This is a genomic window from Pseudoxanthomonas sp., from assembly GCF_051953815.1.
Taxonomy (GTDB): Bacteria; Pseudomonadota; Gammaproteobacteria; order Xanthomonadales; family Xanthomonadaceae; genus Pseudoxanthomonas_A.
Genome location: NZ_JBQCIJ010000057.1, coordinates 26,964 through 49,898 on the forward strand (window position 1 = coordinate 26,964; position 22,935 = coordinate 49,898).

The 22,935-nt window shown below is 64.0% G+C and carries 26 protein-coding genes; 15 read left to right on the forward strand and 11 right to left on the reverse strand.

Going from position 1 to position 22,935, the window contains the following annotated elements; translation table 11 throughout:
• The first annotated feature begins 35 nt into the window (after positions 1-35).
• The 4 genes from ACTHN1_RS17830 to ACTHN1_RS17845 all read left to right on the forward strand — a co-directional run bounded on the left by ACTHN1_RS17830 (position 36) and on the right by ACTHN1_RS17845 (position 3,245).
• Entirely contained in the window at positions 36-1,124 is a 1,089-nt protein-coding gene (locus ACTHN1_RS17830; protein WP_440472259.1) for an alpha/beta hydrolase family protein, read from the forward strand.
• Positions 1,121-1,510: a Na+:solute symporter gene (locus ACTHN1_RS17835; RefSeq protein WP_440472260.1), complete on the forward strand. Its 390-nt coding sequence runs from the start codon at positions 1,121-1,123 to the stop codon at positions 1,508-1,510. Before ACTHN1_RS17830 ends, ACTHN1_RS17835 begins: the two co-directional genes overlap by 4 nt.
• 136 nt (positions 1,511-1,646) lie before the next feature.
• Positions 1,647-2,513, forward strand: coding sequence for a type II toxin-antitoxin system RelE/ParE family toxin (locus ACTHN1_RS17840; protein WP_440472261.1), 867 nt, complete (start codon positions 1,647-1,649; stop codon positions 2,511-2,513).
• A gap of 249 nt (positions 2,514-2,762) precedes the next feature.
• Positions 2,763-3,245, forward strand: coding sequence for a hypothetical protein (locus ACTHN1_RS17845; RefSeq protein ID WP_440472262.1), 483 nt, complete (start codon positions 2,763-2,765; stop codon positions 3,243-3,245).
• A gap of 76 nt (positions 3,246-3,321) precedes the next feature.
• Here ACTHN1_RS17845 and ACTHN1_RS17850 read toward each other — a convergent pair whose 3' ends face one another.
• Both ACTHN1_RS17850 and ACTHN1_RS17855 read right to left on the reverse strand, forming a co-directional pair.
• Complete coding sequence (locus tag ACTHN1_RS17850) at positions 3,322-4,332, reverse strand: hypothetical protein (protein ID WP_440472263.1); 1,011 nt, start codon at positions 4,330-4,332, stop codon at positions 3,322-3,324.
• Positions 4,325-4,876, reverse strand: coding sequence for an RNA polymerase sigma factor (locus tag ACTHN1_RS17855; RefSeq protein WP_440472264.1), 552 nt, complete (start codon positions 4,874-4,876; stop codon positions 4,325-4,327). The genes ACTHN1_RS17850 and ACTHN1_RS17855 overlap by 8 nt, the downstream gene beginning before the upstream one ends.
• A gap of 125 nt (positions 4,877-5,001) precedes the next feature.
• Between ACTHN1_RS17855 and ACTHN1_RS17860 the strand changes: the two genes are divergently transcribed.
• The 9 genes from ACTHN1_RS17860 (at position 5,002) to ACTHN1_RS17900 (ending at position 11,851) form a co-directional block, all read left to right on the forward strand.
• The gene (locus ACTHN1_RS17860) at positions 5,002-5,673 is read left to right on the forward strand and encodes a dioxygenase family protein (protein WP_440472265.1); all 672 of its coding nucleotides are present in this window, start codon (positions 5,002-5,004) and stop codon (positions 5,671-5,673) included.
• Positions 5,670-6,239, forward strand: a complete 570-nt coding sequence (locus ACTHN1_RS17865) for a cytochrome b (protein ID WP_440472266.1) — start codon at positions 5,670-5,672, stop codon at positions 6,237-6,239. The genes ACTHN1_RS17860 and ACTHN1_RS17865 overlap by 4 nt, the downstream gene beginning before the upstream one ends.
• Positions 6,240-6,451: 212 nt before the next feature.
• The gene (locus tag ACTHN1_RS17870) at positions 6,452-7,396 is read left to right on the forward strand and encodes a 3-keto-disaccharide hydrolase (protein WP_440472267.1); all 945 of its coding nucleotides are present in this window, start codon (positions 6,452-6,454) and stop codon (positions 7,394-7,396) included.
• Positions 7,397-7,398: 2 nt separating this feature from the next.
• A complete protein-coding gene (locus ACTHN1_RS17875) occupies positions 7,399-9,084 on the forward strand; it encodes a GMC oxidoreductase (RefSeq protein WP_440472268.1) in 1,686 nt (561 codons plus the stop codon).
• Positions 9,081-9,635, forward strand: coding sequence for a gluconate 2-dehydrogenase subunit 3 family protein (locus tag ACTHN1_RS17880; protein WP_440472269.1), 555 nt, complete (start codon positions 9,081-9,083; stop codon positions 9,633-9,635). The genes ACTHN1_RS17875 and ACTHN1_RS17880 overlap by 4 nt, the downstream gene beginning before the upstream one ends.
• 72 nt (positions 9,636-9,707) lie before the next feature.
• A complete protein-coding gene (locus ACTHN1_RS17885; RefSeq protein WP_440472270.1) occupies positions 9,708-10,268 on the forward strand; it encodes a dihydrofolate reductase family protein in 561 nt (186 codons plus the stop codon).
• An 82-nt stretch (positions 10,269-10,350) separates the two neighbouring features.
• Positions 10,351-10,716, forward strand: a complete 366-nt coding sequence (locus ACTHN1_RS17890) for a cupin domain-containing protein (RefSeq protein ID WP_440472271.1) — start codon at positions 10,351-10,353, stop codon at positions 10,714-10,716.
• A 52-nt stretch (positions 10,717-10,768) separates the two neighbouring features.
• Entirely contained in the window at positions 10,769-11,224 is a 456-nt protein-coding gene (locus ACTHN1_RS17895; protein WP_440472272.1) for a hypothetical protein, read from the forward strand.
• 51 nt (positions 11,225-11,275) lie between these two features.
• Positions 11,276-11,851, forward strand: coding sequence for a hypothetical protein (locus ACTHN1_RS17900; RefSeq protein WP_440472273.1), 576 nt, complete (start codon positions 11,276-11,278; stop codon positions 11,849-11,851).
• A gap of 15 nt (positions 11,852-11,866) precedes the next feature.
• Here the strand turns inward: ACTHN1_RS17900 and ACTHN1_RS17905 are convergent, their stop codons facing one another.
• From ACTHN1_RS17905 to ACTHN1_RS17915, 3 genes are all read right to left on the reverse strand, one after another.
• Positions 11,867-13,885 (reverse strand): serine hydrolase domain-containing protein, encoded by a 2,019-nt coding sequence (locus tag ACTHN1_RS17905; RefSeq protein WP_440472274.1) that lies wholly within the window; start codon positions 13,883-13,885, stop codon positions 11,867-11,869.
• Positions 13,886-13,976: 91 nt separating this feature from the next.
• Positions 13,977-15,020: a helix-turn-helix domain-containing protein gene (locus ACTHN1_RS17910; RefSeq protein ID WP_440472275.1), complete on the reverse strand. Its 1,044-nt coding sequence runs from the start codon at positions 15,018-15,020 to the stop codon at positions 13,977-13,979.
• Between the two features lie 73 nt (positions 15,021-15,093).
• Positions 15,094-15,528, reverse strand: coding sequence for a hypothetical protein (locus ACTHN1_RS17915; RefSeq protein ID WP_440472276.1), 435 nt, complete (start codon positions 15,526-15,528; stop codon positions 15,094-15,096).
• Between the two features lie 169 nt (positions 15,529-15,697).
• Here ACTHN1_RS17915 and ACTHN1_RS17920 point away from each other — a divergent pair, with 169 nt between their 5' ends.
• Positions 15,698-17,341: an FG-GAP repeat domain-containing protein gene (locus ACTHN1_RS17920; RefSeq protein WP_440472277.1), complete on the forward strand. Its 1,644-nt coding sequence runs from the start codon at positions 15,698-15,700 to the stop codon at positions 17,339-17,341.
• Positions 17,342-17,423: 82 nt separating this feature from the next.
• On the opposite strand, the gene ACTHN1_RS17925 is transcribed toward ACTHN1_RS17920, so the two are convergent.
• Positions 17,424-18,005 (reverse strand): hypothetical protein, encoded by a 582-nt coding sequence (locus ACTHN1_RS17925; protein ID WP_440472278.1) that lies wholly within the window; start codon positions 18,003-18,005, stop codon positions 17,424-17,426.
• A gap of 51 nt (positions 18,006-18,056) precedes the next feature.
• Here ACTHN1_RS17925 and ACTHN1_RS17930 point away from each other — a divergent pair, with 51 nt between their 5' ends.
• Entirely contained in the window at positions 18,057-18,491 is a 435-nt protein-coding gene (locus ACTHN1_RS17930) for a winged helix-turn-helix transcriptional regulator (RefSeq protein WP_440472279.1), read from the forward strand.
• 73 nt (positions 18,492-18,564) lie between these two features.
• Here the strand turns inward: ACTHN1_RS17930 and ACTHN1_RS17935 are convergent, their stop codons facing one another.
• From ACTHN1_RS17935 to ACTHN1_RS17955, 5 genes are all read right to left on the reverse strand, one after another.
• On the reverse strand, positions 18,565-19,110 hold the full coding sequence (locus ACTHN1_RS17935) for a CbrC family protein (RefSeq protein ID WP_440472280.1): 546 nt from the start codon (positions 19,108-19,110) through the stop codon (positions 18,565-18,567).
• A 650-nt stretch (positions 19,111-19,760) separates the two neighbouring features.
• On the reverse strand, positions 19,761-20,255 hold the full coding sequence (locus ACTHN1_RS17940) for a DUF4440 domain-containing protein (protein ID WP_440472281.1): 495 nt from the start codon (positions 20,253-20,255) through the stop codon (positions 19,761-19,763).
• Positions 20,256-20,343: 88 nt separating this feature from the next.
• Positions 20,344-20,574: a hypothetical protein gene (locus tag ACTHN1_RS17945; RefSeq protein ID WP_440472282.1), complete on the reverse strand. Its 231-nt coding sequence runs from the start codon at positions 20,572-20,574 to the stop codon at positions 20,344-20,346.
• Position 20,575: 1 nt separating this feature from the next.
• Positions 20,576-21,859: a hypothetical protein gene (locus ACTHN1_RS17950; RefSeq protein WP_440472283.1), complete on the reverse strand. Its 1,284-nt coding sequence runs from the start codon at positions 21,857-21,859 to the stop codon at positions 20,576-20,578.
• Between the two features lie 27 nt (positions 21,860-21,886).
• Positions 21,887-22,333 (reverse strand): type II toxin-antitoxin system YafO family toxin, encoded by a 447-nt coding sequence (locus ACTHN1_RS17955; RefSeq protein ID WP_440472284.1) that lies wholly within the window; start codon positions 22,331-22,333, stop codon positions 21,887-21,889.
• Positions 22,334-22,935 lie beyond the last annotated feature (602 nt).

Sequence of the window (22,935 nt, forward strand, 5' to 3'; positions counted from 1 at the left end):
ATGTTCGCCCGGCCGCTCACACCCGGAGGGATCCCATGCCCGCAGTTGCCAGACTCGCCCTGCTGATTGGCGTTTCCCTGTTCGCCCCGATCTCGCTCGCCAAGGGGCTGGTGACGGAAACCGGCGTGCTGCAGGGCGCTCCGTGGCGCATCGATGTCCCGGAGCGCTGGAACGGCGAACTGGTGATGCTGGCGCATGGGTTCGAGCCCGTCGGCGCGCCGCGTGAATCCGCCTGGCCCGCGAACGAGGCCACGCCCGCGTTGCTGGGCGCCGGTTACGCGGTGGCGCAGAGTGGCTACCGCACGCAGGGCTGGGCGGTGGCCGAAGGGGTGGCGGACACCGAGCGTCTTCGCCGGCACTTCGTGAGCCTTCATCCCGGCACGCGGCGCACCTGGATCCTCGGCTTCTCGATGGGCGGCGCGATCGCCATCGCCAGTCTGGAACAGCAACCCGATCACTACGCCGGCGGCGTCTCGTTGTGCGGCGCCAACCTGCCGGGCGAAGCGCTGGCCGGTGAATTGCTGACCACGCTGGTGGCCTTCGATTACTTCTTCCCGGACGCGCCGGGGTTGCCGGCCGATGGGCTGGCATCACCGGCGGCGGCGGACCTGCCGCAGATGGCGCTGCACCAGGGAATCGCGGCGGCATTGCAGACCAGACCCGAGGTGGCCCAACGCCTGGCCCGGCGGCTGGAAGTGATGCCCGGGGAACTGGCGGGCGTCATCAGCCTGCACGCGCTGGTCTTCCATGACATGGCGAAACGCTCGGGAGGCATGCCGGTCGGGAACCGGGACACGGTCTATCGCGGATTCGGCGACGACGACGCGTTCAACGCGGGCGTCAGGCGCCATGCGCCGGATGCGGCCGCCCATGATCGATTCACCGCTGCGCCGGCACTCACCGGCATGCTTCGGCAACCGCTGGTGATCCAGTTCAACCAGCGCGACCCGACCATCACGCCGCGCATGCAGGCGATCTATCCGCGGCTGGCGGCGCAGGCCGGCGCGACGCCTCCGCCCACGGTATTGCCCGCGGTGGGCGAAGGCCATTGCGGATTTTCCGATGAGCAGACCATCGCGGCGTTGAAGGCGGCGGCCGAAGCGCCGGGCGCCGGAACCCCATGATCGTTTCCCGCCGGACCGCCCTCGCCCTGGGCATCGCCGCCGTTTTCGCCGTCCTCGCGCAGCAGGCGTTCAGCAGTTTCTCCTGCTACCACCAGTCGCTCACCGCGTTCCTGGGCGTCGTGGGTTTTTTCCTGCTGGTTCCCCTGCTGCCCGCGCTGATCTCGCTGTTGACCGCCAATCCGCTCCGCGCGGTCGGCGCCTGCCCGCTGTTCTCTCCCTGGTTGTGGTTCGCCTATCACACGGACTGCGTCGCGCCCTACACCGGCGCCGGCGCGTCCATGGTCTATGTGGCGGTCCTGCTGTGGGGGACGCCGTGCGCGTTGCTGGGCGCGCTGGTGACCGGCCCGCTGCTGCGGATGATGGGCGTGCGGGTCGGCGATCGCTGATCCCGCCCTCCGCGGCCGCCGGGCACGGGAACGAACTGCGCCGGCCCCGCGACGCGCTACCATGCGGAACTCCCTCCCGCCGCATGCTGTCGATCTCCCCCATGAAGGCCCGCACCCCCGATGCAGCTCCGGCGGCATGAGTCTCGCCTTGAACCGCCTGGAGACCTGGCTCGGGTCCAGAAGCGAACGCCTGCAATCATCGATCGCCGCGATTTCCAGCGCGCTGCTGCATCTGCTGTTGCTGCTGGTCCTGCTGTATTCCTCCAAGCCCGTGGTGACCTCGCCGCAAAGCGCCGCCAGCGGCGGCCGGGTGAAAGTCGACTTCATCGGCGAGCCGCAGGAGTCGGACCAGTCCACCCCGGCGCCGCCCAGTCCGCCTCCGACCCGCGCCTCCGATCCGGTTCCACCCGCGCGCGCGGCTTCGCGCCTGCGTTCCACCCTGGTCGATCGCGCCGACAACCCGATTCCACCCGACGCACCGGTGCCGTCGGACAGCCTGAGCGCGCGCCGCGCGCCTTCGCCCTCCGAACGCCGGAACGAATCGCGACCGCAGCCGCCCAGTCCGTCCTCACCCGCGCGACGTCGCCCTGAAACCTGGACCGGACGCCCGCCGGGACTGATCGAGGAAGATCTCGCTCCGCAGAACGCCGGACTGGCCAACAGCCCCGCGATCCGCAACGGCCGCGGACGCGACATGACCGCCAACGGCCCCAGCATGGAACTGGGCGGCTACCTGGTCTATTACGACGTGCTCAGCGAGGAACGGCTGCGCGCATGGGCCCGGCATGGCATGAAGGAACTCTCCATTCCCCTGCCGGGCACCCGCTACTACATGGTCTGCCCGCTGGAGATCGCGCTGCGGCGCGGCTCCGGCAAATGCCGCGCGCTGGATCCGGATTCGCCTGAAATGGCAGCCATCGGCGACGCGCGCGAAGCGGTCACCATGCTCCAGGTCTACAAGCAGGGCGAACTGGTCTGGCGCGGCCCGGGACCGTATCGGTGAACACGGCGCCTTGAAGACGGGGACGCGGCCTGCTTCGCGTCCGGCCGCATGGCCATCCGCCGTTGTTTCATGCCCCGGACCAACGCGCCCGCCTCACGTCGCGACGACGAACGGTGACCTTGGCCTTCCGGCACGGGCGTTTACCCAGGCGACGGCGGAGCGCCGCCGTCCTTCCCGCGCGCGCCGCATCGACCCGCCCGACCCACGGCGCACGCGGGGTACCGAACATCCCGTCACATGGAGAGTGTCATGCCACAGATCACCCGCATCGAACTCCAGTTGGAAACCGGTGAGCAGAGCGACGCCGGCACCGACGGAGACGTCTATCTCGGCCTGTGCGGTCGCGAGTTCTACATCGACTCCTCGAAGGACGACTTCGAGAAGGGCGCCTCGCGCACGTACATCCTCGGCGACAAGCACAGCGACCGGAATGTCGAACACCCGGACCTCAACGATCCCACCGCGCACTACCTGGAGACCGAGAACCTGGAGAAATTTCCGGTCTACATCCGCTTCCAGCCGCACGCGGGCAACCCGCGATCCGATCGCTGGCAACTGGAACGAGCGGATGTCTACATCAATGGTTCGGACGTCTATGAATGGACCACGTTCGGCATCATCAAGGGCCTGGGCATCTGGCTGGGCATCCACGCCGGCCTGGTCGTGCACATGGTCAAGCATATCGATCCGATCCCGCCCCGGCCTCCGGTGAAAGGCGAACTGGCGTCCTGACGCATCGCGCAAGCGCCCGGAGGCGAACGCTTCCGGGCCATGCGTCCGATTGGCGACCTCATGGCCGCGACGGGCCTCACCCCAGCGCATCGCGCCAGTTGAGCCACCACGCCTTGGGCGGTCGGGGAATCCTTTCCCACCAGCGGTTCATGGCATGCACGCTGCCGCGTACCCACGCCTTGCGATGCTCGGGATCGAACGCGGGTTCGCCGAACATCGCCGCCAGTTCCGGATAGAGCGGCCCGGAGGCCAGCGCCGGATGGCGGGTGAGCAGGGTCAGCAGCGCGAATCGATCCGAAGGCGTCGCCATGCGCGCGATGGCCGCCTCGGTGCCGGGTGCGCGCGTCCCCGCCGCCATCGATCGGTCAAGTTGTGCGACGGCGTTGCGGAATTCATCGGTGGCAGTGGTGGCGAACGGAATGCCGCTGCGCGCTTCGTCGAAGGCGAGCACCGAGCCCGCGGGCACCAGCGTTTCCTGCCCGTTGACGCGATGCATCACCCAGCCGCTGGTGACGTGGATGGTGCCTTCGCCGCGCGAATCGCGACGCATGTCGAATTCGCAGCCCAGATCGATGGTTTCGCTGGCGCCCGCCGCGATGCCGAAATACCCGGGCGGCGCCCAGATGCGCGCACGCACGCGCCCTTCGATCAGTTCCAGACGGTGATGCCCGGTCCGCGTATCGGACAGTCTTATCCGGGTTCCCGGCATGACGTCCATCCGGCCGATGCGCGCCACCTGGATCGTCGCCGACTGCCGCGCGGAGGTCGCCAGGGTCTGGCCGACTTCCAGTGTCGCGGGAACACCGGCGCTGGCTTCGATCGTCCAATGCCGGCTTTCGTTCCATTGCAGACGCCAGGGTACCCAGGCCGCGACGCCGGCCACGCACGCGGCGAGCGCGGCGGCGGCGAGAAAACCGCGCCGCCCGCGCCTGCGCGGCTTCGACGCGCGCGCATCCGCCCAGGTGAATCCGGTCCTGGGCACGTGGCGATACGCGCCCAGCAACGACGTCAGGCGTTCGAGTTCGCGGTCGCCCGGCAGATCCGGATCCCACAGCGGATCAGGCGGCTCAAGCCGTTGCTCAACCATCGGCGATCTCCTCTTGCGCGCTGGCGATGCCCAGGGCGTCGCGCAGGCGGCTCATGCCGCGATGAAGGTTCACCCGGACCGACTGCGGAGTCAGTCCGGTGAGATTCGCGATCTCCGGCCCGCTCAGGCCTTCGACCAGTCGCAGGATCAAGGTTTCGCGATAGGCCTCGGGCAACCCGCGGATGGCGTGCAGGGCCTCGCTGGCCTGCGCGGTCGACTCGGGCCCCGCTCCCGGCCACGCGGCGGCGTCGGCATCGGCCAGTTCGCTTTCCTCGATCGTCGCGACGTGGCGCGTCCTGCGCGCGATCATCGCGATCCAGGGGCCGAAGCGCGCCGGCTCGCGAAGCTGGTCCAGCTTGCCGAACGCGATGACGAAGGTTTCCTGGGTCAGATCCTCCGCCCGCGCGCGCGCGCTCATGCCCAGATGGATGGCATGCACCAGCGGCGCGAACGCGCGATAGAGCCAGGTGAAGGCCGCCTGCGATCCCCGCCGGGCTTCCTGCACCTGCCTGGCGATGTCGTCGGGATGGAGTACGGCCTTCATGTCCTGAGGGTCCGGGGGACCTAGAAGTAGAGGGTACCGGGAGCCGAAGTGTTAACACGCCGGGCGCGGTTAACGCCGCGCCGCGACGGGGGCTCTTCATCGGCACCTTCCGACCGAGCGCTCCCATGCATCATCCCCTGCCCCGGGTCCTGGCCCGGACCGTGGACATCGTCCGGGTTCCAATCCTGCTCCTGCTGCTGGCTGCCTGCACACCGGCCGATGCCGGCACCACGCCCATCGTCGGTTTGCCCTGCGAGGACTGCGAGGTGCCGCTGATTGGCCTGCCCGCCGCGCCGCCCGCCGTCGCCCGGCTGGCCACCGACGAGGAACCCGGCGAACGCCTGCGCCTGACCGGACAGGTGATCGATGCGCGGGGCCGGCCGCGCGCCGGAGTGATCGTGTATGCGCATCAGACCAACCAGGGCGGCGTCTATCCGGGCGAACGTTCGGACGATGACCCGGGCGCCCGGCGGCACGGCCGCCTGCGCGCGTGGGCCACCACCGATGCGGACGGGCGATACACCTTCCTCACCGTCCGGCCCGGCAGCTATCCCGGCACGCGGATGCCGCAGCACATCCATCTGTACGTCATCGAGACCGGCTGCGCGCTGTACTACATCGACGACGTGCTGTTCCGCGACGATCCGCACCTGACGCCGACGGTCGCGCGCAAGGCGGATCAGGGGCGCGGCGGCTCGGGCATCGTGACGCCGGTGCGGGTCGCGGACGGCTGGCAGGCGACCCGCGACATCGTGCTGGGCCGCAACATTCCCGGCCATCCGGGATGCGCGCCATGAAGGCGTCGGGCGCGCAGCGGTATCCACTCGTCCTGCGGGTGCTGCACTGGCTGCTGGCGCTGCTGCTGGCCGCGCAGATCCTGCTCGGCTTCGCCGCTGAGCGCTGGACCCCGCGGGCGACTTCCGACCTGCTGTTTCCGTTCCACTTCCAGCTGGGCATCCTGATCCTGTGCCTGATGCTCCTGCGTCTCGCCCTGCGCCTGGCGTTGCCGGTGCCCGGCCATGAGGAAGGCGAATCGCCGTGGCGTCACCGGCTCCGAGCCGCCGTGCATGGCCTGCTGTACGCGCTGGTCCTGCTGTTGCCGATCAGCGGCCACGTCATCTGGGTATGGATGGGCGCGGATAGAACCTTCTTCGGCGCGCTCGAAATCCCCGCGTTCTTCGTGCCACCGGACGAGGAAACCGGACGCGCCTTGGCCTGGTACGTGCACGTGTATGGCGCGTGGACATTGCTGGCACTGGCCTGCCTGCATGGCGCGGCGGCGATGTCGCATGCGTGGCGGCGAAAGGATGGCTTCATCACGCGGCGCATGGGATTCGGCGGCATGCGCAAGACGGCGGACTGAAGCGTCATGGCGAAATGAACCCGCGGGCGGCGCGGTGAGTGAAGCCCGCGTGCGACCGCGACAATGAAGGAACCGGCCATTGGTACGCAAATGGATTCACGCCATGGCCGTGTTCATTTTCCGCGTCGCGCGACAACACAGAACGCGCATGGTGCCTCCCGCCGGCATCGTTTACAGTCGGCCGTCGCCTCCGTTTTCCGGACCAGAACCGCATGCGCCCACGCCGGTCCCTGCCTGTCCTGCTCGTAATGGGACTGGCTGCCATCCCGCCCGCGATGTCCGCCACGCCGTCGGCGAACGGCGATGAATTGCCCGGCCGATGGGACATCACGATCCACTCCTCCGACGGCGATCTGCCCTCGTGGCTGGAAATCCGCCGTTCCGGCGCGAACACGCTGGTCGGCCAGTTCGTCGGCACCGCCGGCAGCGCGCGGCCGATATCGCGGGTGGACGCGAATGGCGACGCCCTGCACTTCGCCATTCCGCCGCAATGGGAAGGCGGCCAGGGCGATCTGTCATTCGACGGACGCCTGCGCGACGGCAGGCTTTCCGGCACCCTGCAACTGCCCGACGGCAGGCAGCAGACCTGGAGCGCGGTGCGCGCGCCGTCGCTGCACCGCACCACACCGCCGCGCTGGGGTGAACCGATCCGCCTGTTCGACGGCAAGGGCCTGGACGGCTGGCGCGCGCTCGGCGCGTCGTCGCAATGGACGGTGGAAGGCGGCGTGCTGCGCAACGCCAAGGCCGGCGCGAATCTGGTCAGCGAACGCCGCTTCGAGGATTTCAAGCTGCACGTGGAACTGCGTTTCCCCAAGGGCAGCAACAGCGGCGTGTATCTGCGCGGCCGACACGAGGTGCAGATCGCCGACACCTTCGGCGAACCGGCCAGTGACAGCCTTGGCGCCATCTACGGTTTCCTCGCGCCCAGCGTGGACGCGTCCGCGGAACCGGGCGAATGGCAGACGCTGGACATCACCCTGGTCGGCCGGCAGGTCACCGTCGTGGTCAACGGCAAGACGGTGATCTGCGACCGCGAGATTCCCGGCATCACCGGCGGCGCGCTCGACAGCGACGAAGGCGCGCCCGGGCCGATCCTGCTGCAGGGCGATCACGGCTTCGTCGAATTCCGCGACATCACCCTCACCCCGGCGCTGTGAGCATGGCCAAAGACGAGAATTCCTACGACGCCATCGTCATCGGCTCCGGCATTTCGGGTGGCTGGGCCGCCAAGGAACTGTGCGAGAAAGGCCTGAAGACGCTGGTGCTGGAACGCGGCCGCAACGTCGAACACATCAAGGACTATCCGACCGCGTGGCTGTCGCCGTGGGAGCTGCCGCACGGCGGCGCGCTGACCCGCAAGTACCGGGAGGAGAACCCGGTCGCCTCGCGCATCGCCGCCGAGGACGTGCTGCATTTCTTCACCCGGGATGCCGATCATCCCTACGTGCAGGAAAAGCCGTTCGACTGGATCCGCGGCTACCAGGTCGGCGGCAAGTCGATCATGTGGGGCCGCGCCTGCCAGCGCTGGAGCCGCTACGACTTCGAGGCGCCCGAGCGCGACGGCTACGGCATCGGCTGGCCGATCGGCTACGACGACATCGCGCCGTGGTACTCGCACGTGGAGAAATTCATCGGCGTCTCCGGCAACGCCGACGGCCTGGAGTCGATGCCCGACGGCGAGTTCCAGCCGCCGTTCGATTTCAACTGCGTGGAGAAGGCCTACAGCGAGCGCATCCGCAAGCACTATGGCGATCGCTACGTGGTGCAGGGCCGCTGGGCGCACCTCACCAGGCCCGAGGCGATCCACATCGAACAGGGGCGCGGCCCCTGCATGTCGCGCAACATGTGCTGGCGCGGCTGTCCCTACGGCGCCTATTTCAGCTCCAATTCTTCCACCCTGCCGTGGGCGGCGAAGACCGGCAATCTGACCATCCGACCCGACGCCGTGGTGCACTCGATCATCCACGACGAGCGCAAGGGTCGCGCCGCGGGGGTGCGGGTGGTCGATGCGCACACCAAGGAAATCACCGAGTACCGCGCGCGCATCGTGTTCGTGAACGCCTCCGCGCTGAACTCCGTGCTGATCCTGCTGAACTCGATTTCCGCGCGCTTTCCGCACGGGCTGGGCAACGACAACGGCCTGCTCGGCCAGTACGTCGCCTTCCAGAGCTATCGCGCCAACGGCGGCGGCCTGATCGACGGATTCGAGGATGGCTATTACTACGGACGCCGGCCCTCCGAATGCATCATTCCCAACTTCCGCAACCTCAAGCGGCACGAGATGGATTTCGTCGGCGGCTACACCACCTTCACCGGCGCCTTCCGCGAGCGCGGCGCGCCGTCGTCCGCGCGGCTGGGCGGCGTCTACAAGGACGCGCAGGCGCAACCGGGCCAGTGGAAGGTCTACATGTACATGCAGGGCGAGACCATTCCCAAGGAAAGCAACCACGTCCGCCTGCACGACAGCCTCAAGGATGCCTGGGGCATCCCGCAGCTGGTGACCTCGGTGGACTACGACGACAACGACGAGAAGATGGTGCGCGACTGGCGCGAACAGGCGAAGGAGATGATGGAAGTCGCCGGTTGCCGAGACATCCAGACCGCCGACACCCAGTGGTATCCCGGACGCGACATCCACGAGATGGGTGGCTGCCGGATGGGGCGCGACCCGGCCACCTCGATGCTCAACCCATGGAACCAGCTGCATGCCTGCCCCAACGTGTTCGTCACCGACGGCGCCTGCATGACCTCCACCGGCAACCAGTCGCCGTCGCTGCTGTACATGGCGCTGACCGCGCGCGCGGTGAACCATGCGGTCGAGGAAATGGGGAGGCAGAACCTGTGAGCGGCACGCCCCGCAATCTCACCCGCCGCGAAGCGCTGAAGGCCGGCCTGGCCGGAAGCGCGCTGGCCGCGACCGGCCTGCTGGGCGGCTTCACGCCTGGCATCGCCGGGGCGGCGTCCTCCACCGCGCAGGATGACCAGGTGCTGCTGGAAGACATCGCCGACATCCTGCTGCCGACCACCACCGCCTCGCCCGGCGCCAAGGCGGCGGGCGTCGGCACGATGATGGCGCGGGTGCTGGCCGACTGCGAAAGCCCGGAAACCCAGCAACGGGTCGCCGCCGGCCTGCGCGCCTTCCGCGACACCTGCCGCGCGCGCGGCGGCGATTTCGCATCACTGCCCCTGGCCGAACGCGAACGCCTGATCCGCGATATCGATGCCATCGCGCAGAAGGAAGGCGACGCCCACTGGTTCAACAGCGTGCGCATGCTCGCGCTCAATGCTTACTTCACGTCCGAAGTCGGCCTGACCCGGGCGATGCGCTACGTCCCCGTTCCCGGGCGTTACGACGGATGTGTGCCACTCGAACCCGGACAACCGGCGTGGGCGTGATCCGCGCGTCCGTTCGGGCGGTCGTCCGCCGGAATCCCGTCAGCCGCTAGCCAGAACGCGCCAGGAGGCACCATGCGTCCCCTTCGCTATTCCATCAACCTCACCCTCGACGGCTGCTGCCATCACGAAGGCGTATCCACCGACGAGGAACTGCATCGGCACGCGGCCGAAAACATCGCGCGCGCCGACGCCCTGCTGTTCGGCCGGGTGACCTACCGGATGATGGAGGAGGCGTTCCGGCCGCCTGTCCAGACCGGCGTCGTGCCCGACTGGATGGAACCGTGGATGCTGCCCTTCGCCCGCACCATCGACGCCGCGAAAAAATACGTGGTGTCGAACACCCTGGCGCAGGTCGACTGGAACGCGGAACTGCTGCGCGGGGATCTGGCCGAGGCCGTCCGCCAGCTCAAGCGGCAACCGGGCAATGGCCTGTTCACCGGTGGCGTCACGCTTCCCAAGGCGCTGGCGGAACTGGATTTGATCGACGAGTACGAGTTCATCGTGCATCCCCGGCTGGCCGGCCACGGCCCTACCCTGTTCGCGGGCCTTCCGGCGGGCATCGACCTGAAGCTCGTGGGCCAGCATGAATTCGGCGGCGGAGCGGTGGCGCTGAGGTATGAGCCCCGCCGCTAGCCACCCGGCCTGGATGCTACGCTCTGCCCGCCGCTCCTTTCCGGGAAACATGGCGCGGCCCCACCCGAATGACAGGTGCTCCATGTCGGACGTCGCGATCAACCTGCGGGACAAGCTGTCCCGGTTCTCCGAACACTGGTCCCCCCGCGTCATCGCCGAGATGAACGACTACCAGTTCAAGCTCGCCAAGGTCCAGGGCGAATTCGTCTGGCACGCCCACGCCGACACCGATGAAGTCTTCATCGTCCTGGACGGCGAGCTGACCCTCGAATTCCGCGACAAGGCCGTGCGCCTCGCCGCCGGCGAAATGTACGTCGTCCCCAAGGGCGTCGAACACCGCCCCGTCGCCGCCCGCGAATGCAGCATCCTGCTGGTGGAGCCGCGCGGCGTGGTGAACACGGGCGACGCGGGCGGGGCCTATACCGCGAAGAACGATGTGTGGGTGTAGCGTCTTTCCCTTGCTCCTCACTCCGCGCCTGGACACCATCCCACGGCCAGAAATGAATCTTGAGATAGAAGTCCTTGAAGCGGATAGCCGCTGCCCTGCTCTGGCTGTCATTCCCCGGGCGATGCATTTCCAAGCCACCGTAATGCAGAGGAAAATGCCCCCTGAAAAATCCAGGACGGCGTGGATGACGTCCAATCCGGAGTGGTCTTCCGACCAAGAGGCCCAGATGAAGCACCCCGAGCAGGACCTGGAAAAAAGATTGATGGCGGCGGCGCTCTCCGAGATGCGGGTACTTCTGGCGGCGCACATCGGCCAGGGCGAGGATTCGGTCGGCGCAGCGGCCGATTTCGCATACGCGCTCCACAATCAGGCGCTGGCGATTCTCGAGGGACGTCCGATCGATGTCCACGCGGCGCTTGACTCGATGAAACGGCTGGAGCCGGCTTTGGGCGCAGGATACATGCACCATTTCCGCAGCCTTGTCCTCGAAGGTTCGGACGCCAGATAGGCTCAGATTCGGTACGTTGATGGTTCTCCGACAGAAGCAGCGAGGTTTCCCATGGGGTTTTCCGCCAGTTGGTTTGCCGTTCAAGGCAAGGACCCGGAACACGTCCTCGGCGCATTGGGTTTGTCGCGTACCGGGGAGAAAGAAGAGTTTCCCGATTCCGGGCTCAGCTGCGTTGAACTGCCTGGAGGATGGTTTCTCGTCCACATCAACCGGTTCGACTCCCCGCTGTCCTCGCAGGCGACGCTCGCTTCACTTTCCGCTGGCTGCAGGTTGGTGGCATGCCGCGTCGAGGAGCACGTGATGTACAGCGCTGCGACCTGTCTTGAAGATGGCGTGCGGATGTGGCATGTGGAGCACGACGCGCAGCAGGACATCTACCACCTGTCATCGGAGGGGAATCCCCCCTCCGGATTTGCACGGATCCACGCCACCCTGAAAATGCAGCAGGACGCAGCAGGCGGCGCCGATGCGGATGTCGATCACATCTTCGAGGTGCCTGTCGTACTCGCCGAAACAATGACGTCGTACCGTCATGACAAGGAACCGGAATTGGATGATCCGGAGCCTTTCGAAGTCCTTGCCCGGGAAGTCTCCGCATCCTCGAAACCCTGGTGGAAGTTCTGGTAGCCACGCCCGTGGCGCTCACTCCACCTCCATGAACACATACTCGTTCTGCGCATCGCGCAGAGTCAGCGTCCGCCCTGTCGACGAGGTGCCGGCGACGAACGGCGGTGGCGGGCTGGGAATCGCACCGGCGAATTCCACCGCGCCGTTGGCATTGACGCGCGCGGCCATGGGCATGTCGAAGGCGGCGAAGTGGAAAACCGGATTGCCGCCGGTGTTCTCCACCCGCAGTTCGCCCAGCAGGTCGTTGCGGTAGCGCGAGGCCAGCACGGCGGCCTGTTCCGGCTTGACCGGAAAATCCCACGCGCGACGGCGGGCTTCGCGGCTCTCGCGTTCATTGGCGACCGCGGCGGCGACCATGCTGTCGGCTTCGGGCTCGGCGTCGAACAGAAGTTCCATCAGCTTGCGCGGGAAGGCGTCCATCAACACGTTGCCGGTGCTGGCGTTCATCAGGATGACCAGGCCGACGTCGTGTTCGGGCCACCAGACCATGTTGCTGCGCTGGCCGTACAGGCGGCCGCCGTGGAAGCGCATCACGGTGCCGGTCGAGACATCGGTATCCAGGCCCAGTCCGTACCAGGAATGGCGACCGGTGCTGATCTGCGGTTTCCAGCGTTCACCCAGCGCGGACTCGGAGAGATGGCGGCGGCCGTCGTCGAGCTTGCCGCCGCTCAATTCCAGTTTCACGTAGGCCAGCAGATCATTCACGCTGCTCCAGGCGCCGCCGGTCGGGCGCACCGCATGCATCTGCCGGTCGCGTCGCGGGTCGACCAAAGCGAGGCGGCCGTCCAGTCCTACCCCATGCGAGCGCGCGTAATTGCCGCGCATCGCCCGGTCGAAATCGAAGGTGGTGCGGGTCATGCCCAGCGGCTCGAACACGCGCGTGGCCATCGCGCGATCGTAGGCCGCGCCGATTTCCATGTCCGGATAGAGGGCGTGGGCGCCGACGTAGCCGGCGGCGGCGGCGGGCGGATTGGTGTACTGGTAGCTGGCGCCGAAGGCGCTGGTGGGCCGCATCCGCGGCAGGATGTCGAACACCAGCGATGCCGGCGAGTCCGGCGGCGCGAATTCCCAGTCCAGGTTGCGATACGGCAGGCCGGCGCAGGCGCAGGGCAGATGCCGGACCTGCATCTGCCCGGTGGCCTGCGCATCGGCCAGCGCGAACGCGGGCATCAGGTCGGTTACCGGCGTATCCCAGCGGAACCGGCCTTCGTCCACCAGTTTGGCCAGCATCAGCGTGGTCAGCGATTTGGTGTTGGAGGCGATGAGGTACAGGGTGTCGGCGTCCACCGGTTCCGCGTGGCCGGCCTCGCGCACGCCGAACCCGCCGGCATAGACGACCTTGCCGCCCTGCACCAGGCCGATGGAAATGCCCGGCACGTCCAGCGCCTGCTGCGACTGGCGGATGAAGGCTTTCAGTTGTTCGATTTTCGCCGCATCCAGCGCATGCGCCTGGCGCCCGGCGAAGCTTTCGCGGACGTGCCCGGCCGGCAGGAACTCGTCGCGGATCAGGCTCAGGTCCGCCGCGCGCTTGCCGGCCACCGCGTTGGCGAGATCGTCGATGCGCACCACCCAGCGGTCGCCGTTGCGCAGGGCGCGCGCGGTCAGCTGGCGCGGCTCGCCCGCCGGCGTGCGGTACACCTGGTTGAGGCCATCGACCCAGCCGTCGCCGTTGGCCAGGGGTACCGTCATCAGCGGCTCCGGCGGCGGGCGGTCGGCATAGTTTTGCCAGGCCTGCGATATCGCGTCCTTCGCATTGCCTGCGTCGGTCTCCACCAGCGCAATCCACGAATCGCCCTCCGGTGCCCGCAGGATGGCCGCACGGCCCCGCCGTGTCAGGGTCCAGTCCTTCGGCACGATGAAGCGGTGCCCGGACGCGGTCGTCGCCTGTGTGTCGGAGGTCGCCGCTGGGTGGACCGTCGCCTGCGCCCAGGCGACGGCGTCCGGCGCGCCGGCCAGGAGCAGGAGCAGCGCGCACCGCCGAAGGACGGTGAAGGCCAGGGACGAGGACGTGCGCTTCGGCGCGGCTTCCGACATGACGGGCTCCGGTGCGGGGACCGGGCCATTCTGTCGAAGCCGCACACGCATCCGGCTCCCGCCTCCGGTTCCTGCACTCCGGAAACCTGTTTCAGGAGTCGATGCCGCCCGCCTGTCGGGCCTGCCGCCAGGCCGCCGGGGTCATCCCTTCCACCTTCTTGAAGCTGCTGTAGAAGGTGGACATGGACAGGAAACCCGACGCCTCGGCCACCTGCTCCATCCCCAGCGGGTCCGGCGCGCACAGCAGCCGCTTGGCCGCCTCCACCCGCAGCTGCATCAAGTAGGGCTTGAAGGCGGTCTTGTGGTTGTCGTTGAGCAGTTGCGACAGCCGCGCCGGCGGCATGTTGAGCCGGCGCGCGACCCGGGCCAGGCTGAGCCGGGCATCGGTGTACAGCGCCTCCTCGGTCATCAGCCGGTGCAGCGATTGCAGGTCGGCCTGCGCCTGGTCGGGGGTGATCTTGCGGTCCTGGTAGGGCTCGGCGGCGACCCGCGCCTTGCGGCGGGCCAGCAGCACGATGCCGCCCAGGTACAGCACCAGCGAGAACGACAGCGCCCCGACGATGTACGAGGTCAATCCGGCGGTGTAATAGGCCAGCCACACCACCGCCACTCCGGCGATGACCGCCGCCACGTGGCCCCGGCCCAGGCCGTCGCCCGCCGCCGGCGCCCCCTCCGCCCGCACCGCGCGCAGGTACGCGCCCAGGGCGAGCAGCATCCACGCCAGCCAGCCGTAACTGATCACCCCCCACAGCGGCCGGCCCCACATCTCCGGATGGCTCGCGTACGGAAAGATCAGCCCATAGCCCACCGCGACCGCCAGCAGTCCCGCCACCCACCGCCCGTCCATACGCGTCCGCTCACCCACCGGATCCGCCCACGCCCGCACGAACCCGAGCAGGCACGGCCCAATCAGGAAACACGCGGTCAGCCCCACCTGCAGGATCGGCCGGGGAATCTCCGGATAGAAATAGAACAGCACCGACTTCCCGGTGCGGATGCTGATGACCAGGATCAGCACCGCCAGCCAGCGCTGCGCAGGCGTCGCCGGACGCCGCAGCAACAGATAGGCCGCCAGCGCCAGTCCGTTGAAGGCGCCCAAGGCAGCGAAGAAGAAGAGAAGGTAGGGGGCGATCATTCGGTGGGCATGGATGAAAGCGCGGCGGCGATACTACTAAATCCAGCAACCTTCCATTCCACCATGCGGTAGATCATTCGCGGGAATCAGTCTGCTGGATTGCCTGCATATGGGATGACAGCAACCCCATATCCGCCTGCACTTCCCAGTCGTCGAATCGCCGATCAGACGCCAGGCGAACCACGACGTGCATCCTAGGCTCCTCGTCCAGGTAGCAGTCCTTGCATCGCTTGACCGCCAGGATCTGCAGCACAGAACCCTCGGGAAGATCGTCGCGGGAGAGGGCCTCCGACCCACCAAATCCCGGCGATCGGACGATCTCGTAGATGCTGGGAGAAGGACCGTAGTTTCGTTCCATGCTGATGCGATAGATCTGCATGTCCTCTTTGGTCTTGTACTGCTTCCCCACATACATCGAATACTCGGGCTCATGACTGACGTCCTCGTAGCTGACGAAGCCGCAACCGGCCAGCAACGGGAGCATCAAGGTCGCGATGAATCTAGTCATGTGCGGACTCCCAGGTTAGTTGAAGCCGCGAGGCAGCGTCGGCCTCTCCGAAATATTTGGGCATACCCTCATTGCTGGGAAGCCTTGCGCAATAACTTCCTGAAACCGGTCCGCAGTTGGAGAGACCAGCCCAGCAATTGGAAACGCCAATTAGATCGGGAAATGCAAAATGAAGAACTGGAAACAGCGGCGACAACAAACTACCATCGCCGGCCCCGCACCTATTGATATACTCCGCCTGGGAAACTATGGGGAAAGGGACGTGCACAAGCAATCGGGAGTGGTGCTGGTGATCATGGCCAGCGGTATGTGCGCTGGCTTGATCTTGGCTTCGCAGAGTTTGGCCGACTTCGTTCACCGACCGTCTGGCTCGCGGGCCGATGTTCCGACGGGTGTACTGTCCGATGCACGCGCGGGAGGTCGGCCAAGTGTGGCCCGCCGGCCAATCTTCGCTCGCCGGACCTCTGGGCGGCCATGGGCCAACGTTCCTGCAAACCAGAACGACCGAACAACTGCCGCCCTCTCATCGATGTTACCGGCGTCCCTGACGCAGCAGGCCTACTCGATGTCTGCACCTGAATTCCTCTCCGATCCCGCGACAACTCGTGCACGCTCTATTGCCGTGGGTGACGTTTCCGGCGATGGACGGGACGACCTCATATTTCTGTCCCTGCGAGAAGCACCCAATCCGATAAATAATCGCATGGAGATCTACGCTGTCTATCAGCGCAGCGATGGTCGCCTCGATGCAGCCGTCAAGATCGCAGAGTCGGGCAACAATCTCGCATACCAGCTACTGATTTCTGATCTGGACCGTGACGGTGCAGGCGACATCATTACCGCCACCGTCAATGGCGTCATGGTGCTACGCTCCAATGCGGATGGCACGTTTACGTCCAGCACGGTCGTGGCCGGTAATCCCGCCGAAATGGTTGTGACTGATGTCGACCGCGACGGCCATCTCGACGTTCTCGTCGACTCGAGCAACACGTCGGCCACGGTCGTTCATGGTGACGGTCGTGGCGGGATCTCCCGTACATCGACGCTACCGTTGCCCTCGTCCGCAGTTCGGACGACGGGAGACGTTACTGGTGACGGCTTGGATGATCTTATTCTTGCTACGATCTTCAATAGGCCATTGCAGGAATTCCACATCTATCGGGCACTCGCATCAGGAGGGTATGCCACGCCGGTGGTACTCTATCGGCCACTTGATGCCAACCAAACCGGGTCACTCGCAGTTGGCGATTTCAACGCGGATGGCCGCGGAGACTTGGCATTGGAAGAAGCTAAGGATTCCGCAAACTTGCACCTGTATTTCCAGGATTCGCAAGGCAACCTTGTGCCCAGCCCCGACATTGCCAGGCGGAGAGGTTCCGGCGCCCTGATCGCTACAGACCTCGACCGTGATGGCCGGACCGACTTGGCTATCGCGCATACCGGGTGGAGCTATATCGGGTACTACCTTCAGACCGCAGCCGGTTTCGTGCCTGAAACTGTCATTGACGTCTATCAATTTCATGGGCGGCTCAACTACTTTGCGACAGGCGATCTCAATCATGACGGGTGCGGCGATCTGGCAGTGGCTCGGTGGAGTCAGTCACCTGTGCTGCTATATGGCCAGGGGTGCGTTCGCCCACCCGTTGCCGATTGTCAATTGCCGCCGCTCTGGGGGGCGGGTCCGGGGCTCGGAGCAACGGGCATGACATCTCGGCTTGTGCGTCAGAACAACGGCAACATGGATGTCAACAATGTCAGAGAAGGTCTGACACGAGGCACTCCTGCACGTCTTGAACGCATTGAATATCGTTAAGGCAACTGAAACTCGTCCCGTACCGGCATCCGCCGTGGCGATGCCCATGGGAGCAGACACAGCCAATGAGGGCCGACTCTCCTTACTCCACACCGATGCGCGTATCCACCGCTATCCAGTTGGTCTCCCAATGGCGTCCGCCGTCGTCGGAGTACGCCTGCTCGAATCGCGCGGAGTTGGCGGTGATGTCGGAAATGACGAAGCGCACGAGGATGATCTTGCCGTCGAGATCTTCCTCGCCGTAGAACTCGCCGCGACCATTACGGAATCCACCGTGGACCGGACGGGTCAGGCTGCCGCTGCGCGCGCCGGCGTAGTTCAGGCTCCACTGCGCGGCCTGCGGGTTGTACAGACGCAGGCTCACGCCTTCGATCTTTCCCGCCGGGCTCGCCACGCGCAGTTCGACCAGATTGGCGCGACCGTCCAGCACGCCCCGCACCACGCTGGTGCCGGAATACTCGACCCATTCCCGCGAGCCGGACAGGGGTTTGGCCAGCCGTCGCAGTTCGGTCTTCCAGGTGCCGATTTCCCAGTCGAAATCATGCTGGCCATCGGACGATGGAGCGCCGGTCGTGTCCCGGGGCGGCTGGGCCGGCGCATTCATCGCCAGCAGCGCCATCGCCAGGCAGGCGCCGCCGAGCCAGTTGCGTGCGGGGTTTTGCATCGTCTCGTTCCGTCTCCCATGATGCGGGCAGGATAGGAACGCGAGACCGGCATGAACAAGAAGGTACCCGCGGGTAACCATGCCCCGCCCAGCCCGCCCAGCCCGCTGGCCGGCTGTCCGCTGGCGGCGGCGTTCGCGGCCATTGGCGGCAAGTGGAAACTGACGATCGTCTACTGGCTGGCGCACGGCGAACTGCATTTCGCCGGACTGCAGAACCGGGTCACGCCGATTTCAAACAAAGTGCTTGCCGAGCAGTTGCGGGAACTCGAAGCCGATGGCCTGGTCGACCGTATCCCCACCGGCCCCGTACCCGCGCCGGTGATTTATCAACTGACGGAGTACGGGAAGACCCTGTTGCCGGTGGTCGAGGGCATGCGGGTGTGGGGAGAAGGTCATCTGCGGCGGATGCTGTCGGAACCGCGTTCCGACGGCATGGGATGCGCCCTATCGATTCCGTTCCATGAGGCCGCTCCCGCTCCTCGATGAAGGAAAGGCGCGCAATGTCTGATTCAAGCCGCTCGCGCAAAGCGGGTTCGGCTCGAATGAAGTGCTTCTCTCGTCAGTCGCAATCCTGATAGCCGCCAAGCGCTCCGCATTGGACACACCGGAACAGATACGCGGTGGGTGATCCTTCCTTGTCCAGGGCTGCGAAGAACTCGTTCCATTCTTTTCCGTCTGAAAGGCCCGCAGACTCCTGGATGGCGGCGATGGCTTCCGGCCCATGGGCGCTCAGCTCCTCATGGCCCGCACGACCGATAAAGGCGGCCGCGTCACCGCAATGCGTCCACCAGCGCTCCTGTTGCCATCCCGAGAAGCCCGGAGTGCGTTGCGAAACCTGCGCCACAACCTCTTCCGGGACGGATTCCCCAGATTCGTCATCGCCGATGCCATCTTCATCTGTGAAGGTGGCATCAAACTTCTCGTGGGCGGCACCATCGCTGATGCACCACGGGCAGAGCGCGTCGCTCAATTCTTCTTCGGCATAGACGGGGCCCGTGTAGATGAAGCCTCTGGCCTGGCCGCAGCACTCGCACTCCGCGTCCGATTCGATGATGCTGCCGGTGGCGAGGGGATCCGGGTGGTATTTGAACTCTGGAAGCTTCATGGGCACTCCATGTGGGGGAATAATGTCTGATGCGGGTCGAGCCGCGAAGCGGCTTCAGCGCGGGCATGGGATCGTGTCCAACCCATCAACGCGCCGTCCATCAGATCTTTCCTAATACAAATCCCGAGATCGCAAGGAAAGTCTTCCAAGGCTCGGAAGCGGTCGTCCGCCGCGTGACTCTCTTTTTCAACCGAATGACAAAAAGAGCTTAAAAAAAGACGGATTGGCACCATGAAGTTGGGCAAGAAAAGGGGTTCTTTCCTTGTCTTTCTAAGGGACTTCGTGTGGCCTAACTTCGACGGAAGCGACGGCGGCAAGAGACCGATCCAATGCGACGCGCACATGGAACCCCAGTGCCGGAGATTCACCGCAATGCGAGACAACTCGATCAAGCAACCACGAAGGACCCACCTTATCTCCGTGCCGGTATGCCACAGATACGCGATGTTGGATCTCATTGAGCCACTTCAAGGCTCGAAGCTGAGTTTCCTGATCCAGCCGCTCATCACTCCAGATCGCCCGTCCTGCAATCGTCAACTCCCCCCAAAGACGGATTAGGAAGTCCTTGAACTGAAGCTCGGATAGCGATTCAACTTGAGCGCGCATTACCGTTGACCTTCCATGCCTATGTTCACGCTTGGTCTTACTCGTCAGGGGGTTCCCGACGCAGGCCGGTGGTTCTGTGGCGCGTTCGCATTGTCCATGTCCGAAAAGATCAGCCACGGCTGGCCGGGGGTGCGACGCAGCGTGAGGGTGAACTTGCCGGTGTCGCCGGGTCCGTCGCCGTAGCCGTAGGCACCGACGATGTAGCCGGTCGTGGCTTCGGTGTGAAAGGCGAGCGCGCGTAGCCGCAGCGGGCCGCCGTTTCCGCCTTCATAGGCGGCCTGGATGGCCTTGCGTCCGCGGACGGGCGGACGATTGCTTTGCAGGATGAAGCCATCCGCCGCGAACAGCGCCGCGAGGGCCGCCGCGTCACCCGCGCGCCATGCGCGCTCGTAGTCACGGAGTACTCGGTCCAGTTCGGGTGGCAGCGTGACGCTGGGGACTTCTTTGAGCGTGGTTGGCTCTGGGGCATTCTGCCCAAGCACTGGCACGGCAACCAACATCACGCCGAAGACGACAACAGCGAGGAAAGGACGGCTCAAGGTCTCAGACGATTGGAGGTTAGTAATTGAAACGACGGAATAGAGACTCGACAAGTGGGCAGTATTACAGAGGGCTAGAAAATCTACTCTACCCCCCTTTTTTTGTTCGAGGCGAACGCTGTTGAACCGCCTTCTTTCCATTATTGCGCCGCATCGCGGAGGTGACCACTTCCTTCAAAGTTTCCGCCAGTGGTTGCGCATGCCGAGCATTGACCTGCATCCCAACTTCAACATCCGGCATTTTGAAGTGCTTAGTCACATCTGCCAAAGAATAGAATCGTCCGGATTCATTCCGCTTCTCATCACGAGTTATTGGCATGTCACTCACTCCCGATGTCTCGCATGTAATTTTGGTGATACATCTGATTCAATTCAGGTGGAAAATAATGCTTTCGCTTAACCCAAACAAGCCCATCGCTTTTAGAAATAACACATACATCAATGGGGCCACCAACAGTCTCAAGTGCACCCGTTACTCTGCGCTTAAAGGCAGTTAGATTAACAAGTGATTCCGCCATTGCCGCGAGTTCGTCTTTCGGCAAAGCAGTAACCATATGCAGTACCGGAGAAACATGTTCTTGATCACGATGCCGCTCGGCACTCTCTTGAAATCCTTGCTTTATGTTGTCGCATATCTGAACAAGACTGTTTCGGATAGATGGCTCAGAAATACCCATGCCTTGCATTAGAGCATCAGGTAATGCTCCAAAAAGGGATGTTAAGGAACTGTCGATGAACGTCCTAACGGCAGGATTCATGCCCTCCATAAAGGTCATGACCATATCTTCCTGGGCATAAGCAATGATGGCGGCAGAATTGTCTCCTGGAGAAATTGTTTCTGAACGACCGAGATCCTTTTTTAGTCGAGCAAAGCCACTGACTGCTCCATCAAACTCTAAAGTCCTGATGTTTGGGTAGAGCTCGTCATCACCATATCCAGCTATAACAATACCTGACGAAGGTCCGGGAAAATGAGCCCGCTTAAATGCTTCGATTGCCAATCTCTTTAGCGTACGAGCAACTGTCAGGTACAAATCCCCAAAATAATCCTTGCCCACATGCTCGACGATCTTGTTGATCGCTGGAGTGACTCTATCAAGCACCTCCTTCGACGGCTCAAGATCAGGCCATGTGCTCAAATTATCTAAGCACTTCTTCAGCACCAACTTGAAACAATCTTTTACATCCTTCTCACCGAGCCCACGGCCATCTGCCTCCGCAAGTTCGCTGTGCAGCATACCCATACAAGACTTCTGAGCAGCCTGAACGACGAAATCGCAACGCTCAAACAACCAGAGATTATCACCATCTGCACTAAACAGTATTTTGCTCTCTCTAATGAATTCAATAAATCCTGACACATAATCGTCAAGCTTTTTTAACTTCGTCGCACCAAGCGTACGACGATACTCATTTATCACAATTTCCCAAGGAACGTTTGAAAGAGCAGCATTTCCATACACCATAATCGCAACAGGAGCGACTTTAGAAAGTGCAAATAGCTTGACAGCAGAGTTATAGATTTTCTGAGAACCCACTGTGACAGCACTATCTGCTGCCAGTGCAACCCCAGAGCAGTTCAACACAGCAACTTCTGCCGTCATACGTATTCCCCCTCGCGATCCGCAGCACTAGTCGAGCGTTCCATCGAAGATAAAGTTCTCTGCCATAACAGCAAATCCCTCCATCACTTGTCGTTCTTTTTCCCCAGCCATTAGCGCTATTCGATGCGCGTCAGGTTCATCTAAGATATAGATTAGTCCGAAATTACTTCTATCGTCTGCGACATAGACCAAATGGCGATCGCTAGTCTTTCGGCGTCGAAACTCGAATGCTCGAAACCAGCGCTTTCGAGCTCGCTTATCGATAAATGGAACGATGTGAACGTGGCGAAGCCGGTATAGCTCGGTGCCGACCTTTGGACGCACATATGCGGCATCTTTCCCGAACAGTGCGTGGTTGTACTCGCCTTTTGGCCAGCCTGCCTTCCAAGTAGCGAACTCACGAGCAAATGCCTCGGAGTCGATCCCACTATCAAGCAATTGCGCCTTGAGCGCATTTGAAAGTTTGACCGACAACCCATGCCTCCTTGCACGGTGACTCGTCGATTAGGGATTTCGGCGTCGTTGTACGCCAACAAAAGCCGTGAGGGCGCTGTCTACATCGAAGCGCTTGGCTGGGCGTTGATAGAGCGCGCGCGCAATAGATTCCGCTGAAACGGCGAGCTTCTTGTGGTCTGCCTTTTTCACGGGCTCCGCAGGAGCGCGGAAGGTGTCAACCTCAATGCATTTTTGCGCGGCCATATCTGCTTCCTGCGTAAATGAAAAACTGACGAATTGTATCGCGCAATTGACAGGATTTCGTCAATAGGGCGAGGGGCGGGCCTGCAAGCGGTCTTTAGAATTCAGGAAGGCCGACGCCAAATTAATCTCAATTGCTTGATTTAATTGAATTTTGTCGACCTTTGTGACGTCCGTCGGCCAATTGAGCGCTGCCCCTAGCCGATGGATGGTTTGCAGCTCAATCGACAAATATCGTTATGGCCGCCTGCATGGAACGCGGCTAGCGTAGGCACCAGTGCTCAACACACCTCCGCTAGCGGCTCATCCCTAATCTAGAGATGGACCAACTCCAAGGCCAGCCTTTGGCCGAGTAGCGCCCAGTCATACAAGACCCGGTT